Below are 16,860 nucleotides of genomic sequence, written 5' to 3'. Positions count from 1 at the left end.
GGGTCACGACCCGACCACGGATGGGTGGACGGGCCGCTCCCACGAGGATCTGAGGAAGCGAATCATGACCACCGTCACCCCCTCCGCACAGGACACGCAGCCCGCCGCCTGGAACGGTTTCACCGCCGGCCCCTGGCAGGACGCGATCGACGTGCGCGACTTCATCCAGCGCAACTACACCCCCTACCTCGGGGACGCCTCGTTCCTGACGGGAGCGACGGCGCGCACCACCCGGGTCTGGGACACGCTGTCGGCGATGTTCCCCGTCGAGCGTGAGAAGGGCATCTACGACGTCGACGCGCACACGCCCGCCGGCATCACGGCCCACGGTCCCGGCTACATCGCGAAGGACGACGAGGTCATCGTCGGCCTGCAGACCGACGCGCCGCTCAAGCGCGCCATCATGCCCAACGGCGGATGGCGCATGGTCGAGGGCGCGCTGAACACGTACGGGTACGAGGTCGACGAGACGCTGAAGGAGATCTTCACGACGTACCGCAAGACGCACAACGAGGCCGTCTTCGACGCGTACTCCCCCAACGTCCGCGCCGCCCGCAGCTCGCACGTGATCACCGGACTGCCCGACGCGTACGGCCGCGGACGCATCATCGGCGACTACCGCCGCGTCGCGCTCTACGGCGTGGACCAGCTCATCGCCGCGAAGCAGGTCGACAAGCTCGGGCTCGACACGACGCCGTTCAGCGAGGAGGTCGTCCGCATGCGCGAGGAGCACGCGGAGCAGATCCGCGCGCTCGGCGAGCTGAAGCAGATGGCCGCGTCGTACGGCTACGACATCTCCGGTCCGGCGACGACGGCCCGCGAGGCCGTGCAGTGGCTGTACTTCGGCTACCTCGCGGCCGTGAAGGAGCAGAACGGCGCCGCGATGTCGCTCGGGCGCACCTCGACGTTCCTCGACGTGTTCATCGAGCGCGATCTCGAAGCCGGGCTCATCACCGAGTCCGAGGCCCAGGAGATCATCGACGACTTCGTCATCAAGCTGCGCATCGTCCGCTTCCTGCGCACCCCCGAGTACGACAGCCTCTTCTCGGGCGACCCGACATGGGTCACCGAGACCATCGGCGGCATGGGCGAGGACGGCCGCCCGCTCGTCACGAAGAACTCCTTCCGCTTCCTCCAGACGCTCTACAACCTGGGCCCGGCCCCCGAGCCCAACATGACCGTGTTCTGGAGCCCCGAGCTGCCGCAGGGGTTCAAGGACTACTGCGCCCGCGTGTCGATCGACACCTCGGCCGTGCAGTACGAGTCCGACGAGATCATCCGCCCGGCGTGGGGGGATGACGCGGCCATCGCGTGCTGCGTGAGCCCCATGCGCGTCGGCAAGCAGATGCAGTTCTTCGGCGCTCGCGTGAACCTCGCCAAGACGCTCCTGTACGCGATCAACGGCGGACGCGACGAGGTGACCGGCAAGCAGGTCTCGCCGGTCGCGGCGCCCGTCGGCGACGGCCCCCTCGACTTCGACGACGTCATGGAACGCTTCGACAAGACGATGGACTGGCTGGCCGAGACGTACGTGGAGGCCCTCAACTGCATCCACTGGTCGCACGACAAGTACGCGTACGAGCGGATCGAGATGGCCCTGCACGACAAGGACGTGCTGCGCACGATGGCCTGCGGCATCGCCGGACTCTCGGTCGCGGCGGACTCGCTGGCGGCGATCAAGTACGCCACGGTGACCCCCGTCCGCGACGAGCGCGGCATCGTCGTCGACTACCTCACCGAGGGTGACTTCCCGAGCTACGGCAACGACGACGACCGGGCCGACCAGATCGCCGTCGGCCTCGTGGAGAGCTTCATGTCGAAGATCCGCCGTCACCCGATGTACCGGGGCGCCCTGCCCACGCAGTCGGTGCTCACGATCACCTCGAACGTCGTCTACGGCAAGGCGACGGGCAACACGCCCGACGGTCGCCGCGCCGGCGAGCCGTTCGCCCCGGGCGCCAACCCGATGAACGGTCGCGACACGCACGGCATGCTGGCGTCGGCACTGTCGGTCGCCAAGATCCCCTACGCGCAGGCGCAGGACGGCATCTCGCTGACCAACACGGTCGTGCCGAGCGGCCTGGGACGCACGACGGACGAGCAGGTGCGCAACCTGGCGGGCCTCCTCGACGCCTACGTCGGCTCGCACGGCTACCACATGAACGTCAACGTGCTGAACCGCGAGACGCTCGAGGACGCCATGGAGCACCCGGAGAACTACCCGCAGCTGACCATCCGGGTCTCCGGCTACGCCGTCAACTTCGTGCGCCTGACCCGTGAGCAGCAGTTGGACGTCCTGTCGCGGACCTTCCACGGCTCGATGTGACCCCCGAGAGAAGCTGAGGACCATGGCCAGGGCGATGCTCCGCCACCCGTGCAACACGGTACCGGCCTCCCTCCCCGATGACGCGGTGCGCCTGGAGGTCCCCCTCCAGGCGCCCGCCCATCGGCGCACGGGCGCCGGCGTCGACGGACTCGAGGTCTCCGACGTCGACCGTCACGAACGCCTCACGGCGATGCGCGAGGGCCGCCTCGGCTCCGTGCACTCGTGGGAGCTGGTCACGGCGGTCGACGGACCGGGGACGAGACTGACCACGTTCCTCAGCGGATGCCCGCTGCAGTGCCTGTACTGCCACAACCCCGACACGCTCGCGATGAAGGACGGCCAGCCCGTCACGAGCGATGAGCTGCTGGCCCGCATCTCCCGGTACACCGCGGTCTTCCGCGCCACCGGCGGCGGCATCACCCTCTCCGGCGGAGAGGTGCTCATGCAGCCCGCCTTCGCCGCACGGATCCTCCGTGGCGCGAAGGAGCGCGGCATCCACACGGCGATCGACACCTCCGGCTACCTTGGCGCGGCGGCGTCGGACGCGATGCTGGACGACGTCGATCTCGTCCTGCTCGACGTGAAGAGCGGCGACCCGCAGGCCTACCGGGAGATCACCGGTCGCGATCTCGAACCGACCCTCGCCTTCGGTCGGCGCCTGGCCGCCCGCCCCGAGGGCCCCGAGATCTGGATCCGGTACGTCCTCGTGCCGGGCCTGACCGACGACGTCGAGGGCATCGAGGCGGTCGCGGCCTACGCGGCATCCCTCAACGAGATCCGACCCGGCGCCGTGACGCGCGTCGAAGTGCTGCCGTTCCACCAGATGGGCCGCGACAAGTGGGACGCCCTCGGCCGCGAGTACCGACTCGCCGACACCGAGCCGCCCTCCGTCGCCCTCGTGGAACGGGTGCGCGCGCAGTTCCGCGCGCACGGCCTGGTGACCTACTGACGTCGGCTCCTCTCGCGAACGCGGACCGCTGCTTCCCCTCCGCGGCCGCGCGGCCGGGTCATCGACGACCGGGCCCCGGACCGGACCGCTCTCCCCCATCCCCTGTGGGCGGTCCGGTCCTCTTCTCCGCCCGGGCGCACGGCCGGGGCGGCGACCTCACGCGGAGGCGATGATCCGGTCGGCGCTCCTGCGCGCCCACGCCTCCGCCTCGGTCAGGGCGTCGCGCGACAGCATCGACGGCGCCTCGTGCGCCTCCACGGTCCGTCGCACGGTGTCGAGGATGCCGGGAAACGAGAGCCGCCCCTCGTGGAACGCGTCGACGGCCTGCTCGTTGGCCGCGTTGAACACGGCCGGATACGTCGCACCGGCGCGGCCGACGCTCTTGGCGAGCGCGACGGCGGGGAACGCGTCCTCGTCGAGCGGTTCGAACGTCCACGAGCCGGCGCGCGTCCAGTCCAGTGGCACGCCGACGCCGCCGACCCGGTGCGGCCAGTCCAGGCCGAGCGAGATCGGCAGGCGCATGTCGGGCGGAGACGCCTGCGCGATCGTCGATCCGTCCACGAACTCGACCATCGAGTGGACGATCGACTGCGGATGCACGACGACGTCGATGGCGTCGTAGTCGATGCCGAACAGCAGGTGCGCCTCGATGACCTCCAGGCCCTTGTTGACCAGCGTCGCGGAGTTCGTCGTCACGACGCGGCCCATGTCCCAGGTGGGATGCGCCAGCGCCTGCGCCGGGGTGACGTCGGCGAGGTCGGCGCGGCTGCGACCGCGGAACGGACCGCCCGAGGCGGTCAGCACGAGCCGGCGCACCTCGTCGGCCGCGCCGGCGCGCAACGCCTGCGCGATCGCCGAGTGCTCCGAGTCGACCGGGACGATCTGCCCGGGAGCCGCCCGCGCGGTGACGAGCTCGCCGCCGACGATGAGGGACTCCTTGTTGGCGAGCGCGAGCGTGCGCCCGCACTCCAGCGCCGCGAGAGTGGGACCCAGCCCGACGGATCCGGTGATGCCGTTGAGCACGACATCGGCATCCACGTCGCGGACGAGCTGCTCGGCCTCGACCGCGCCGAGCGCGGTGTGCTCCACACCGAACTCCGCCGCCTGCGCGGCGAGCGCGTCGGCGCTGCTGCCGGCCGCGAGCCCGACGACCTCGAACCTGTCGCGCCGTCCGCGGATCACGTCCAGCGCCTGCGTGCCGATCGAGCCGGTGGAGCCGAGAATCAGGATGCGGCGCATCCCGTCAGCCTACCGGCGACCGATCGGGGCTACTGGTTCTGCGAGGTCTGCGCGCCGAGGATGTCGACGACGAACACGAGCGTCTCGCCCTTCAGGTCGGTCGTGTTGATCTCGCCCTCGCCGTACCCGTCGGCGGGGGTCATCACGACAAGCACCTGCGAGCCGACGGTCTGTCCCTCGAGCGCCTTGCGGAAGCCCTCGACGACCCCCGTCGTGCTGAAGCTCGTGGGGACACCGCCCTTGTCCCAGGTGGAGTCGAAGGTCTCGCCGTTCGACCAGCGCACGCCGGTGTACTGCACCAGCACCTGGTCGCCGCTCTGCACGGTCGCGCCGTCGCCCTTCTTGAGCGTCGCGATCTGCGTCTCGGCCGGCGGGTTCCCGCCCGGCAGCGTGATCGTGGGGGCGCCGTTGTCGGCCAGCGCGACGGTGGGCATGCCCGCGACGGGCTCCTGGGAGGCCCCCCACGCGGCGCTCGGCACCACCGAGAGCAGATCGACGACGTAGACCTGTGCCGCTCCCTGCTCGCTGGCCGGGAAGGTCGCGACGACGCGCTCGCCCGGGGCGCCGCAGCCGAGCACCTGGCCGAGCGGGCTCGACGCGGAGATCTGGGCGGGCAGCAGCTGACCGGCCTGGTAGCCGATGTCGCCCATCTTCTCGCCGGTCTCGGCGTCGTAGGCGGTCATCGCGTAGGAGATGAAGTCGCCCGCGGCGACGGGGGTCCCGGTGCCCTTGTCGATGGTCTTCGCCTCGAGCTTGTCGATCTGCAGCGGGGCGGTGAAGGACAGCGTCGGAGACGTACCCGCGTCTCCGCTGACGGTGACCGCGTCGACCGCGGTGCCGGCGGCGACCTGGGCCGAGCAGAGGTCGGCCGCAGCGTCGGCGCTGGGGCTCTGCGTGGCGGCGTCGCCGCCCGAACCGGAGCATCCCACGAGGAGGACGGCGGAGACGGCGGCGATGGACAGAGCGGCGAGCGGGCGCAGGCGCACGATGAGGACCTCACAGATGGGAGACGGGACCCGCCCATCCTCTCGCACTTTGTTCTGTGCGCGCTGGGAGATCGTCGGCGAGCCCTGGCGGGGCATGCGTGATCGGGCATGCGATCGGGAGTACCCTCATCTGGTGACATCCGCCGAGCCCGCCCCCGACGCCGCCGGCGAACAGGCGCCGCCCGAGACGGGCCCCCACGACGTGACCGGCATCGGCCCGACCTACGTCATCGGCCGCTGGGTCGTGGCGCCGCTCGCCCGCCTCGTGTACCGGCCGCGCATCGAGGGCCGCAAGAACTTCCCCCGCAAGGGCGCGGTCATCATCGCGAGCAACCACCTGTCGTTCATCGACTCCTTCGTCATCCCGATGGCCGCCCCGCGCCCCGTGCGGTTCCTCGCGAAGTCGAGCTACTTCGACGGCACCGGGATCAAGGGATGGTTCTCGCGGCAGTTCTTCTACGCCGTCGGCGCGTTCCCCGTCCAGCGCGGCGCGGGACAGGCCGCCCTGGACGCCCTGGATCAGCAGCGCCGCATGCTCGAGGAGGGCTGGTCGACCGCGCTGTACCCGGAGGGCACCCGCTCGCTGGACGGACGCCTCTACAAGGGCCGCACGGGCGTCGCCTTCCTCGCCCTGCAGACCGGAGCGCCCGTCATCCCCGTCGGCCTCGTCGGCACCAACGAGATCATGCCGGTCGGCGCGAAGTTCCCGCGTCTGCGGCCGCGGGTGACCGTGCGCTTCGGCGAGCCGCTCGATCTGTCGCACCACGGCTCGGCCGACTCGGGCCGCGCCCGCCGGCAGGCCACCGACGAGATCATGGCGGCCATCCACGCCCTCTCCGGCCAGGAGCTGGCGGGTGCCTACAACGAGGCTCCCGCGTCGAATCCCGTCGAGCGGCTCAAGCAGGTCCTGCCCCACGAGCGTCGCTGACCCCCGCGCGAGCGTCGCTGACACCCGCGACGACGACCACGGCCTCGTGCCGCACGGGGAAGTTGACGGAGTTCGCGATGAAGCACCACTCACGCGCCTGCGCGTGGGCCGCCTCGGCGGCGGCGACCATGGATGCCGCGGCCACCTCGACCCGGGGGTGCAGGGTCACCTCGGAGAACGACCCCCCGCCGCGGCCGTCCTCCGTCATCAGGCCGGTGGCGCTGTCTTCGTAGGACACGACGACGACGCCGGCCTGGACGCACGCGTGCAGGTACGACAGCAAATGGCATTCGGACAGCGCCGCCAGCAGCAGGTCCTCGGGGTTCCACTTCGCCGGGTCGCCGCGGAACGGCCGGTCGCTCGAGGCGTCGAGGGCGGGTTTGCCGTCGACCGAGATCGTGACCGAGCGGTCGTAGTCCCGGTATCCGCTCGTGCCGGTGCCCCGGTTGCCGGTCCACCTGCTGTGCAGCGCGTAGCGATGCTCACCGTTCATGCGGCCAGTCTGCCATCCGCGACCGCCGCGGCCGATGCGCGCAGGGAAGTAGGCTCTTCTGCGTGTCAGATCCTCACGCCTCCGCCCGATCGTCCGCGCGCAACGGAACCATCGCGGTCGGCGACGCCGTCGAGCTCGCCGTCGTCGAGCGCAGCGGCTTCGTTGAGTCGCGGCATGCGGGCGCGGCGATCGTGCTCGACGCGGAAGGCGTCGTCCGGCTGAGCCTCGGCGACGTCGAGGCGCCCATCCTGCCGCGCTCGAGCATGAAGCCGCTGCAGGCCCTGGGCTGCCTGACGGCGGGCGTGACGCTGGAGGGCGAGCAGCTCGCGCTTTCGACGGCGAGCCACAGCGGCACCGACCGGCACGCCGCGGTGGTTCGGGAGATCCTGGGACGGGCCGGCCTCGGCGAGGACAGCCTGCAATGCCCTCCGGCATGGCCCGGCGACACCGCGACGCGCGACGAGCTCGTGCGCGAGCTCGGCCAGCCCGAACGGGTGCGGATGAACTGCTCGGGCAAGCACGCGACGATGCTGCTGGCCTGCACCGCGAACGGGTGGGAACCGGGCAGCTACCTCGACCCGCAGCATCCGCTTCAGGTGCACATCCGTGAGGTGATCGAGCGCCTGACGGGCACGAAGGTGTCGACCATGGCCATCGACGGGTGCGGGGCGCCGGTGTACGCCATGAGCCTGACCGCCCTGGCGCGCGCGGCGCACCGGATCGGCACGGCGTCGGAGCGATCCCCGTTCGCGCTGCATCGCCAGGCCGGCGCGCTCGTGCGCGCGGTGCGGGAGAACCCGTGGGCGATCGACGGCCCGGGGCGGCCCGACACGATCGCGATCGAGCGCCTCGGAGTGTTCGCCAAGGGCGGCGCCGAGGGCGTCATGATCATGACGGCTCCCGACGGCACGACCGTCGCGCTCAAGACCCTCGACGGCAGCGGTCGGGTGGCGACGGCGGTGGCCCTCTCACTGCTCGCCCGCGTCGGCGCCCTGACCGCGGAGGACGCCGCCGCCACGATGGCGCAGCTCCCCCTCGAGATCACCGGCGGGGGCCGCGAGGTGGGACGCATCCGCCCGACCGTCTGATCGGCGCCCCGGCGGCAGGCGGACCCGCACGCACTCCCGTCCGGGAACGACCCGCCACGCGCGCCCAGCCGTGGACGCGGCGAACGGCGGCAGCTCTCGCCGACCCGTCACGGCGCGGAACTCGGGGAGGCATTCCGCGCCGATCAGCAGCTCGTGCGCCGACCTGACGCGCGCCAGCAGACGCCATTGCGCGAGCCACTCGTCGGCGGCGCCGTGGACGACCAGGGTCTCGCGCGGAGCACCCGGCGGCGGCGCCGCCGGGTCGATCAGGTCGGATGCGGCGGCCTCCGCGACGGTCAGCAGACGCGCTCCGCGGGCGGCGCAGGCCGCGGCGAGGCCGCGCGGGTCGGCGCCCGGACCCGCCACGACGGCCGCGACACCGCCGACGGCGCCCGCCGGTGACCACACGGGCGGCGCGGGGCCCGGAGCGGGCATCTCCGGCGCGTCGGTGTGGGCGAACTGGACGAGGAGCCTCCCCCAGCGTCCGCGCCCCACCGGCTGATCGGGAAGGAAGTGGGCGGAGTCGCCGCCGGCGGCGACGTGGTCGGCGCGCGTCGCGAGCGACAGCAGGGCGCGATGCGGGAGGAGCTCGATGATGCGCGCCGAAGGGCCCGAGATCCGGGCCGCGGAGACGACGACGAGCCGGCCCGCCCGGCGCGCGTCACGGACGATGCGCTCCAGACGGGCGACGAACTCGACGGCGTACTCCGCGGGGAACCGGCCGACGAGGGCGTCGAGGTCGTCGATCAACACGGCGCCGCCGGTCGCGGAGCGCAGCAGAGCGTCGACCGCGTCCCACGCGCCCTCCGCGTCCGCAGGAACCCACAGCGGAGCGACGCGAAGCTGGCGCGCGACCGTCCGGAGCACTCCCGTGCGCCCGCTCGCGGCGGCCCCGACGACGGCGAGACCCGCGGCATCCTCGGGGAGGACCACCGCCTCCTGACGCTGCCGGTCCGGCTCGTCCGCGAGCCCCAGGACGATCCGTCCCGGGCGGGCGACCCGTTCGAGAGGCACGGATGGCGCGAGCGGCGGAAGCCAGGGCGCCCGCGCACGCTGCGCTCCCGCCCCGAGCCGGATCGCCTCCAGGGCGCGCGCGGTGCAGCGGGCGACGCGCAGGCGCCGCGGCTCATCGTCCGCCGCGCCGCGGATCAGCGCGATCCCCCGCCCCTCCGGGCGCCCCGACAGTCGCACCGCGTCGTCGGTGCCGAGCACGAGGCGGGAGTCGGCCGCGTCGGTGGTGCGCAGCGCGATCCGCAGCGGCGCGTTGGCCAGGACGGCGTCGCGGAAGGCGCCGGTCGCCCGCTGCGACGCGAGCACGAGATGCATCCCGAGCGCCCGCCCGCGCGCCGCCACATCGGCGAAGAGCTCTTGCAGCTCGGGATGGGCGTTGACGAGGGCCGCGTACTCGTCGACGACGATGACGAGGCGCGCGAGGGCACCGGCCGCCTCGTCGATGTCCTTCGCCGCGTGCGCGGCGAGCGTCCGCTCCCGATGCCGTATCTCGGCGCGAAGGCTCTCCACCGCCCGCACCGCGGCCTGCTCGTCGAGATCGGTGAGCACGCCCGTCACGTGCGGGAGGGCCGCGAGCGCGTCGAATGCGCGCCCGCCCTTGAAGTCCACGAGGAGCAGGGCCACCTCGGTCGCATCACGGCCCCGGCACATGCCGGCTGCCCACGTGCACAGCAGCTCGCTCTTGCCGCTGCCGGTCGTGCCGATCACGACGGCGTGCGGACCGTCGGTCACCAGATCGAGGGAGACGACCTCGCCCGCGCTCACTCCCAGCGGACAGCGCAAGCTGCCCGGACGGGGCTCGTCGACGGCGAGGTCGTCGACGGTGGTCGCCTCGTCCGTGCGGTGTCCGAGGCCGTGCGCCCGCGCCGCGAGCGCCGACGCGATCTCGGCGGCCTGGGCGGCCGAGACGGCCTCGACCTGCACCGAGCGGGTGCTCCCGTCGTGATCCAGCCGCCCCCGGTCTCCCCCGGCGAGCGTGAGCACCGCCGCGCACCGCGGCGGCACGGGATCGTCTTCACCGATGACGACGATGGGGATGTCGGCGCCGGCGGGAACGCGCGCGGCGGCATCCGTCACCACGACGGCCGCCCCCGCCGTCGCGTGGGCGTGGGGCAGCTCGCCGGCGACCGCGAGGACCGTGCTCAGCGCCGCGGGGTCGGCGACCCGGACTCGACCGGGAGGGTGGACCAGGCACACCTGCAGCAGCAGCGCCCGGGCCACGGATGCCGCGAGCACGGCCGGCCCGCGCACGGCGATGCCCGCGTCCAGCGGGATCGTCACGGGTACGTCCTCGATCTCGCGGGCGCGACGGCGCAGCGCACGCGCCGCCTCGTCGGCGGCGTCGCCCTCGATGCGCAGACCGCTGACACCGGCTCCGCGCCCGACCACGAGGCAGCTCTCGCGGCCGGGGACCGCCCGCCAGATCTCGGCGTCGTCGCCGCACAGCGCCGCGACGTCGGGAGTGCGGCCCCACGCGCGCGCACGTTCCTCGGCATGGCGTGTCTCGACCTCGCGGCCCAGGCGGGTCAGCTCGCCGCGTGCGGCGCGACGGGCCGCGTGTCGCGCGCGGCGCGCGGCGCGCAGCCCGTCACCGAAGGAGGCGACGGCCAGCAGCGGTCCGAGCGCCGCGAACCACAGGGCGTACGTCGAGCCCGTCACCCGCCACAGGACGAGTGCGCCGACGACCGGGACGATCGCCGCCAGCACGGGCACCGGTGCGCGCACCGGCGGAGGCGGCACCGACGGCAGGCGGAGGAGATCGTGCTCACGGGCGGCGACATCGCTCATGCCGGCAGTCAACCGGCCCGTGGACAGCGCCGACCGCGGATGCGGACGATCGGTGGAGGGAAGGCGTCAGTCGGCTGCCGGGGAGGAACCGGTGCGGTGGACGTCGAGGACGATGATCGAGATGTTGTCGCGGCCGCCGTTCTCCAGCGCCGCCTCGAGCATGTCGTCGGCCGCCGCACTCGGGTCGTCGTGCTGCAGGAGGAAATGCAGGATGCCGTAGTCCGTGAGTTCCTTGGTGAGCCCGTCGCTGCAGATGACGAAGCGGTCGCCGTCGATGACCTCGAGGCGGACGTAGTCGGGCGCGACGCCGTCGGAGGGGCCCACGGCGCGGGTGATCACATTGCCGTAGGGGTGGTTCTCCGCCTCTTCCGGGCTCAGCCGTCCCGCGGCGATGAGCTCCTGCACGACGGAGTGGTCCGTCGTCACCTGGGCGAGGCCGCCGTCACGGAAGAGGTAGACCCGGGAGTCGCCGATGTTGAGGGTGACCCAGGTCGGCTCGGGCGTCGAGGTGTCGAGGTACACGCCGGTGACGGTCGTGCCCGTCCCGTCGTCGGTCGCATCGGGGTGCGAGGCGATGTCGGCGACGGCCCGTGCGAGCGCCTTCTCGATGCTCTTGGGGGTCACCTCGCCCTTGGCGGCGATCGACTCCAGGCGCGCGACCGCGCTGCTGCTGGCGATCTCCCCACCGATGTGCCCGCCCATGCCGTCGGCGACGACGAAGAGCGGATACTCGGCGAGGACCGCATCCTGATTGACCTCGCGCCGCCGACCGCGGTGGGTCAGTTCCGACCACTGCAGTTCGAGCACACCGTCCGCGAGAGGGATGGTGCGCGAATGGGTCGCGGCTTCGGGCACGGTCCCACTCTAGTGGACGCCTCAGCCCCGCACCCCGCCGACAGGCGCACCGCTCGCCGGAAGGTCGGCGATCCCCTCGTCGTCGACGGGCGCCTCGAACTGCGCGTCGTAGAGCCGGCGGTACGCACCGCGCGCGGCGAGCAGCTCCTCGTGGGTGCCCTGCTCGACGATCGACCCCTCCTCCATCACGAGGATCAGGTCCGCGTCGCGGATGGTCGAGAGCCGATGCGCGATCACGAACGCGGTCCGGTCGGTGCGAAGGCGCGACATCGCCCGCTGGATGAGCAGCTCGGTGCGGGTGTCGACCGAGCTGGTCGCCTCGTCGAGGATCAGGATGCGGGGATCGGCGAGGAAGGCGCGGGCGATCGTGATGAGCTGGCGCTCACCGACCGACAGATTCGTCGCCTCGTCGTCCAGCACCGTGTCGTAGCCCTCCGGCAGGGCGTGCACGAACCGGTCGACATAGGCGGCCGTGGCCGCCGCGACGATCTCCTCCTCCGACGCCTCCGGACGCCCGTACGCGATGTTCTCGCGGATGGTGCCCGAGAACAGCCACGTGTCCTGGAGCACCATGCCGGTGCGTGCCCGCAGGTCGTCGCGGGTCATCCGCCGGGTGTCGACCCCGTCGAGCGCGATCGCCCCGGCATCCACGTCGTAGAAACGCATGATGAGGTTCACGAGCGTGGTCTTGCCCGCACCCGTGGGCCCGACGATCGCGACGGTGCTGCCCGGCTGCGCCTCGAGGGTCAGCCCGTCGATGAGCGGCTTGTCGGCCACGTAGCGGAAGCTCACGTCGTCGAACTCGAGGTGAGCGGCGTCGGCGGGCGCGGTCGCCGCCGGATCGGGATCGGGCTCCTGCTCGGGCTCGTCCAGCAGCTCGAACACGCGCTCGGCGCTGGCGACGCCGGACTGCAGCAGGTTCGCCATCGACCCCAGCTGGCTGAGCGGCTGGGTGAACTGGCGCGAGTACTGGATGAAGGCCTGCACATCGCCGATCGAGAGCAGTCCCGCGGCCACCTGGAGACCGCCGACGACGGCGATGCCGACGTAGACGAGGTTGCCGATGAACATCATCGCGGGCATGATCACGCCGGAGAGGAACTGCGCGCCGAAGCTCGCGCGGTACACCTCCTCGTTCTCCACCGCGAAGTCCTGCTCCACCGCCCGCTGGTGCCCGAAGACCTTCACGACGGCATGGCCCGAGAAGGTCTCCTCGACGCGTGCGTTCAGGATGCCGGTGGCCTTCCACTGGGCCACGAAGAGCTTCTGCGAACGGCGGGCCACCAGCACGGTGACCAGGACGGTCAGCGGGATCGTGACGAGCGCGATGACGGCGAGCAGCGGCGAGATCACGAACATCATCACCAGCACGCCCACCACGGTGAGCAGCGACATGATGACCTGCGACAGCGTCTGCTGCATCGTCTGGCCGATGTTGTCGACGTCGTTCGTCACGCGGCTGAGGAGCTCTCCGCGCTGCACGCCGTCGAAGTACGACAGGGGCAGGCGGTGGATCTTCTCCTCCACGCGGACACGCAGCCCGTGCATCGCACGCTGGACGATGCCGTTGAGCAGGCGGGCCTGGAGCCAGTTGAAGACCGCCGCGAACACGTAGATCGCGAGGACGGCGAGCAGGATGGTGCCGAGCCGGCCCATGTCGATGCCGGCGCCGGGCGTGAAGTCCATCGCGGAGAGCATGTCGGCCTGCTGCTGATTGCCGCTGGCGACGAGCTGGTCGATGACCTGCTGCTTGGTCGCCCCGGCCGGCACCTGCATCGAGATGAATCCGGCGAACACGACGTTCGTTCCCTCGCCGAGGATCTTCGGTCCGAGCACCGACAGCCCCACCGACAGCACACCCAGGATCAGGACGACCACGAGCTTCGCGTTGTCCACGCGCAGGGTGGCGAGCAGGCGACGCGCGCTCGGGCCGAAGTTCTGCGCCTTCTGCACCGGCGCGCCCCCGGCCATCGGGCCGCCGCGCGGGCCGCGGGGCCCCGGGCCGCTCACGATGCCTCCTGCGCGGCGAGCTGCGACTCGACGATCTCGCGGTAGGTCTCGCTGGTCTCCAGGAGCTCCTCGTGCGCGCCGATGCCGACCATGCGACCGTGGTCGAGGACGATGATCTGGTCGGCGCTCTGGATCGTCGAGACGCGCTGGGCGACGACGATGCGCGTGGCGCCGGGCAGATGCATGTCCAGGGCTCGGCGCAGCGCCGCGTCGGTCTGCAGGTCGAGCGCCGAGAACGAGTCGTCGAAGATGTAGATCTCCGGCTGCTTGGCGAGCGCGCGGGCGATCGCGAGGCGTTGACGTTGGCCGCCGGAGACGTTCGTGCCGCCCTGCGCGATCTGGGCCTCGAGCCCTCCCGGGAGCGCCGTCACGAAGTCCTTCGCCTGGGCGAGCTCCAGCGCCCGCCACAGCTGGTCGTCGGTAGCGTCCTCGTCGCCGTAGCGGAGGTTGGAGGCGACGGTGCCCGCGAACAGGAACGCCCGCTGCGGCACCAGCCCCACCCGCTCCCAGAGATCGTCCGGATCCATCGTGCGCACGTCCACCCCGTCGACCGTGAGACTGCCCCCGGTCACGTCGAAGAGGCGCGCGATGAGCCCGACGAGCGTGGACTTGCCCGACCCGGTCGAGCCGATGATCGCGGTGGTGGTGCCCGGCTCGGCCTGGAAGCTGATGCCCTGCAGCACCGGCGCCTCGGCACCGGGGTAGGTGAACTCCACGTCGTCGAACACGACCCGACCGCCGCCGTGCGCGGCCGGCACCGGCGTCTGCGGGGCGCGGACCGAGGGCTCGGTGTCCAGCACGGCGCCGATGCGGTCGGCGCACACGGCCGCGCGCGGGATCATCACGAACATGAAGGTCGCCATCATGACGCCCATGAGGATCTGCATCATGTAGCTCAGGAACGCGAAGAGCGTGCCGATCTGCACGCCGTTGTCCTGCACCTCCGCGGCGCCGAACCAGATGATGGCGACGGAGGAGAGGTTCATCACGAGCATGACCGCGGGGAACATCAGCGCCATCAGGTTGCCGGCGCGAAGCGCCGTCTCCATGACGTCCTCGCTCGCGCGGGTGAACCGGGCGCGCTCCTCGTCCTCGCGCACGAAGGCGCGGACCACGCGGATGCCGGTGAGCTGCTCGCGCATGATCTGGTTGATCCGGTCGATGCGGGCCTGCATCTTGGTGAAGGCCGGCACCATCCGCACCACGATGAGCGACACGATCACCAGGAGCACGGGGACCGACACCGCGACGAGCCAGGACAGCCCGGCATCCTGTCGCACCGCCATGACGATGCCTCCGATGGCCAGCATGGGAGCGGCCACCATGACCGTCGCCGACATCTGCACGAGCATCTGCACCTGCTGCACGTCGTTGGTGTTGCGGGTGATCAGCGACGGCGCGCCGAACTGGCCCACCTCCCGCTGCGAGAAGGCCACCACGCGATGGAACAGGTCCGCGCGCAGCGCCCGGCCGAGTCCCATCGCGAGCCGCGACCCGAAGTACACGGCGATGAGCGAGCACACGATCTGCACCAGGCTCACGCCGAGCATGACGCCGCCGGTCTGCCAGATGTAGCCGATGTCGCCGGTGATGACACCTTTGTCGATGATGTCGGCGTTGAGCGTGGGCAGCAGCAGGGAGGCGACCGACTGGCCGAGCTGGAAGACGACGACCAGCACGAGCAGCGGCCATGACGGTGCGATGTAGCGCACCAGGATCCTGCCGAGCACGGCACCACCTTCCCGCGCCCCACGAGATGAGCGTGAGATGAGCGCGAGACGACGCTACGCCCGCGCGCCGTCCACGCTCAACCGCCCGGGTGCGCTGTGAGCGAACCCGGGCGGTCGAGGTGAGAAGGTGCGATCAGGAGCGCGGCGGCTCCGGAGCCGCGGGGGGCTCCGTCGTCGGAGGCTCGGGCGCCGCGGGCGGCTGCGTGGCCGCGGGCGGCTGGTACGTGGGCGGCGCCGGCGGCTGGTATCCCGCGGGCGGTGCCGGCGGCTGGTACCCGGCCGGAGCGGCGCCGGTGGCCTGGACGGGAACGCCCTGCCACACGGTGCGGTCGGCGAGGAAGCCGTTCGCGGCCCACGGTGCCGGTGCGACGCTCGGGTTCCAGCGCGACTTGTCGAACGCGAGGATGCCGAGCCAGACGATGCCGAGGAGCACGTAGAGGATGACCCAGGGGGTCTCCTTCTGGAGCTTGAGGCCGACGCGCCACGCGGCCAGCGCCCCGACGACGATGGGGAGCAGGGCGATGATCCATCCGAGGACGGGGATCTGGCTCAGCAGGCCCGACGCCAGGATGGCCCCGAGCATCACCCACGGGCTGACGTCGCCGAGCTTGGCGAACACCATGAAGTTGTAGATCGGGACCCAGGCGCGCCACTTGCCCTGGACACCGGCCTTGTCGAAGATCTTCATCAAGAAGAAAGCGCTGATCACGTAGCCGATCACCGCGAAGATGAAGATGAAGAATGCGAGCGCGATCAGGGCAGCCGCAGCCGCAGCCGCGCTGCCTCCCGAGTAGTCATCCATGAAAACCTCCCCCGGCGAGTCTCGCCGTCGAGCACGACCACCCTGGCCCGCTCGGCTCACATCGTATTGGTAGTGCCCCGACGAGCGCGACGTCTGTTGCGGTGGGTCTTCCCGGGGCGGTCGCGCCGATCGATAGCCTGTCCCCATCCCGCCCACCGCCATCCGGAGGAAGACGCCATGACCGATCCGTCCGCACCCACACCGCCGCCCCTGCCCGAGCGACCCGCAGAGGAGGCCGCCCGCGAGGTGCCCCGCCCCGAGGGGATCGCCGGCGTCGACGACACGGGGGTGCCCCGGCTCGTGGGCGATCTCGACGACATCGGCCGCGGCTTCCTCTCCGCCCTGTTCGACCTGTCGTTCACGCGGTTCATCACCCGCCGTCTCGCGAGCGTCTTCTACCTCGTGGGGCTGGTCGCCATCGGCATCGCCTTCATCGCGAGCTTCCTCGGCGGGATCATCTCGGGAATCGGCTCGCTGTGGTGGAACCCGGGCGGCGGCATCGCCCTGATCCTCTCGACGCTCATCGTGGTCCCCGTGCTCGCGTTCCTGGCGGTCGTCGTGCTGCGGTTCGTCATCGAGGCCGGCGTCGCGCTGGTCGCGATCGCCGAGAACACCGAGCGCACGGCCGCGAACACCTCACGCGACTGACGCCACG

The 16,860-nt window shown here is 71.7% G+C and carries 13 protein-coding genes; 5 read left to right on the top strand and 8 right to left on the bottom strand.

All coding sequences use genetic code 11. The annotated features are described in order from the left end of the window. Positions 1-64 precede the first annotated feature (64 nt). Together pflB and pflA are read left to right on the top strand one after the other, a co-directional pair. Complete coding sequence (pflB, locus tag AC6CQV_RS03655) at positions 65-2,326, top strand: formate C-acetyltransferase (protein ID WP_101306617.1); 2,262 nt, start codon at positions 65-67, stop codon at positions 2,324-2,326. 22 nt (positions 2,327-2,348) lie between these two features. Further along, entirely contained in the window at positions 2,349-3,275 is a 927-nt protein-coding gene (gene pflA, locus AC6CQV_RS03650; protein WP_498260316.1) for a pyruvate formate-lyase-activating protein, read from the top strand. A 156-nt stretch (positions 3,276-3,431) separates the two neighbouring features. Here pflA and dxr read toward each other — a convergent pair whose 3' ends face one another. Together dxr and AC6CQV_RS03640 are read right to left on the bottom strand one after the other, a co-directional pair. Then, the gene (gene dxr / locus AC6CQV_RS03645; protein ID WP_060960500.1) at positions 3,432-4,514 is read right to left on the bottom strand and encodes a 1-deoxy-D-xylulose-5-phosphate reductoisomerase; all 1,083 of its coding nucleotides are present in this window, start codon (positions 4,512-4,514) and stop codon (positions 3,432-3,434) included. Positions 4,515-4,543: 29 nt separating this feature from the next. Beyond that, the gene (locus AC6CQV_RS03640) at positions 4,544-5,500 is read right to left on the bottom strand and encodes an FKBP-type peptidyl-prolyl cis-trans isomerase (RefSeq protein ID WP_061782506.1); all 957 of its coding nucleotides are present in this window, start codon (positions 5,498-5,500) and stop codon (positions 4,544-4,546) included. Between the two features lie 94 nt (positions 5,501-5,594). Between AC6CQV_RS03640 and AC6CQV_RS03635 the strand changes: the two genes are divergently transcribed. Further along, positions 5,595-6,428: a lysophospholipid acyltransferase family protein gene (locus AC6CQV_RS03635; protein ID WP_101306620.1), complete on the top strand. Its 834-nt coding sequence runs from the start codon at positions 5,595-5,597 to the stop codon at positions 6,426-6,428. Here the strand turns inward: AC6CQV_RS03635 and AC6CQV_RS03630 are convergent. Beyond that, positions 6,397-6,921 carry an OsmC family protein gene (locus AC6CQV_RS03630; protein ID WP_498260315.1) on the bottom strand — a complete coding sequence of 175 codons (525 nt, stop codon included), beginning with the start codon at positions 6,919-6,921 and terminating at the stop codon, positions 6,397-6,399. The genes AC6CQV_RS03635 and AC6CQV_RS03630 overlap by 32 nt on opposite strands. Positions 6,922-6,983: 62 nt before the next feature. Here AC6CQV_RS03630 and AC6CQV_RS03625 point away from each other — a divergent pair, with 62 nt between their 5' ends. Then, positions 6,984-8,009, top strand: coding sequence for an asparaginase (locus AC6CQV_RS03625; protein WP_498260314.1), 1,026 nt, complete (start codon positions 6,984-6,986; stop codon positions 8,007-8,009). Here AC6CQV_RS03625 and AC6CQV_RS03620 read toward each other — a convergent pair. From AC6CQV_RS03620 to AC6CQV_RS03600, 5 genes are all read right to left on the bottom strand, one after another. After that, positions 7,890-10,808, bottom strand: a complete 2,919-nt coding sequence (locus tag AC6CQV_RS03620; protein ID WP_498260313.1) for an FtsK/SpoIIIE domain-containing protein — start codon at positions 10,806-10,808, stop codon at positions 7,890-7,892. The genes AC6CQV_RS03625 and AC6CQV_RS03620 overlap by 120 nt on opposite strands. A gap of 66 nt (positions 10,809-10,874) precedes the next feature. Beyond that, entirely contained in the window at positions 10,875-11,663 is a 789-nt protein-coding gene (locus AC6CQV_RS03615; protein ID WP_101306622.1) for a PP2C family protein-serine/threonine phosphatase, read from the bottom strand. A 21-nt stretch (positions 11,664-11,684) separates the two neighbouring features. Next, the gene (locus tag AC6CQV_RS03610) at positions 11,685-13,634 is read right to left on the bottom strand and encodes an ABC transporter ATP-binding protein (protein WP_498260681.1); all 1,950 of its coding nucleotides are present in this window, start codon (positions 13,632-13,634) and stop codon (positions 11,685-11,687) included. Between the two features lie 35 nt (positions 13,635-13,669). Further along, a complete protein-coding gene (locus tag AC6CQV_RS03605) occupies positions 13,670-15,403 on the bottom strand; it encodes an ABC transporter ATP-binding protein (protein ID WP_492491247.1) in 1,734 nt (577 codons plus the stop codon). Positions 15,404-15,536: 133 nt separating this feature from the next. Then, positions 15,537-16,205 carry a large exoprotein gene (locus AC6CQV_RS03600; RefSeq protein WP_498260312.1) on the bottom strand — a complete coding sequence of 223 codons (669 nt, stop codon included), beginning with the start codon at positions 16,203-16,205 and terminating at the stop codon, positions 15,537-15,539. A gap of 177 nt (positions 16,206-16,382) precedes the next feature. Here AC6CQV_RS03600 and AC6CQV_RS03595 point away from each other — a divergent pair, with 177 nt between their 5' ends. Continuing rightward, positions 16,383-16,853 (top strand): DUF4282 domain-containing protein, encoded by a 471-nt coding sequence (locus AC6CQV_RS03595; protein ID WP_498260311.1) that lies wholly within the window; start codon positions 16,383-16,385, stop codon positions 16,851-16,853. Positions 16,854-16,860: the final 7 nt, after the last annotated feature.

Source organism: Microbacterium sp. EG9, assembly GCF_059759475.1.
The sequence above is the reverse complement of the archived record's forward strand: the minus strand, read 5'-3'. Positions and strand labels throughout refer to the sequence as shown.

Bases quoted from the DNA above. Each gene is read 5' to 3' on its own strand.
- pflB (WP_101306617.1), top strand. From the start codon at position 65: ATGACCACCGTCACCCCCTCCGCACAGGACACGCAGCCCGCCGCCTGG.
- pflA (WP_498260316.1), top strand. From the start codon at position 2,349: ATGGCCAGGGCGATGCTCCGCCACCCGTGCAACACGGTACCGGCCTCC.
- dxr (WP_060960500.1), bottom strand. From the start codon at position 4,514: ATGCGCCGCATCCTGATTCTCGGCTCCACCGGCTCGATCGGCACGCAG.
- AC6CQV_RS03635 (WP_101306620.1), top strand. From the start codon at position 5,595: ATGCGTGATCGGGCATGCGATCGGGAGTACCCTCATCTGGTGACATCC.
- AC6CQV_RS03630 (WP_498260315.1), bottom strand. From the start codon at position 6,921: ATGAACGGTGAGCATCGCTACGCGCTGCACAGCAGGTGGACCGGCAAC.
- AC6CQV_RS03620 (WP_498260313.1), bottom strand. From the start codon at position 10,808: ATGAGCGATGTCGCCGCCCGTGAGCACGATCTCCTCCGCCTGCCGTCG.
- AC6CQV_RS03610 (WP_498260681.1), bottom strand. From the start codon at position 13,634: ATGGCCGGGGGCGCGCCGGTGCAGAAGGCGCAGAACTTCGGCCCGAGC.
- AC6CQV_RS03600 (WP_498260312.1), bottom strand. From the start codon at position 16,205: ATGGATGACTACTCGGGAGGCAGCGCGGCTGCGGCTGCGGCTGCCCTG.
- AC6CQV_RS03595 (WP_498260311.1), top strand. From the start codon at position 16,383: ATGACCGATCCGTCCGCACCCACACCGCCGCCCCTGCCCGAGCGACCC.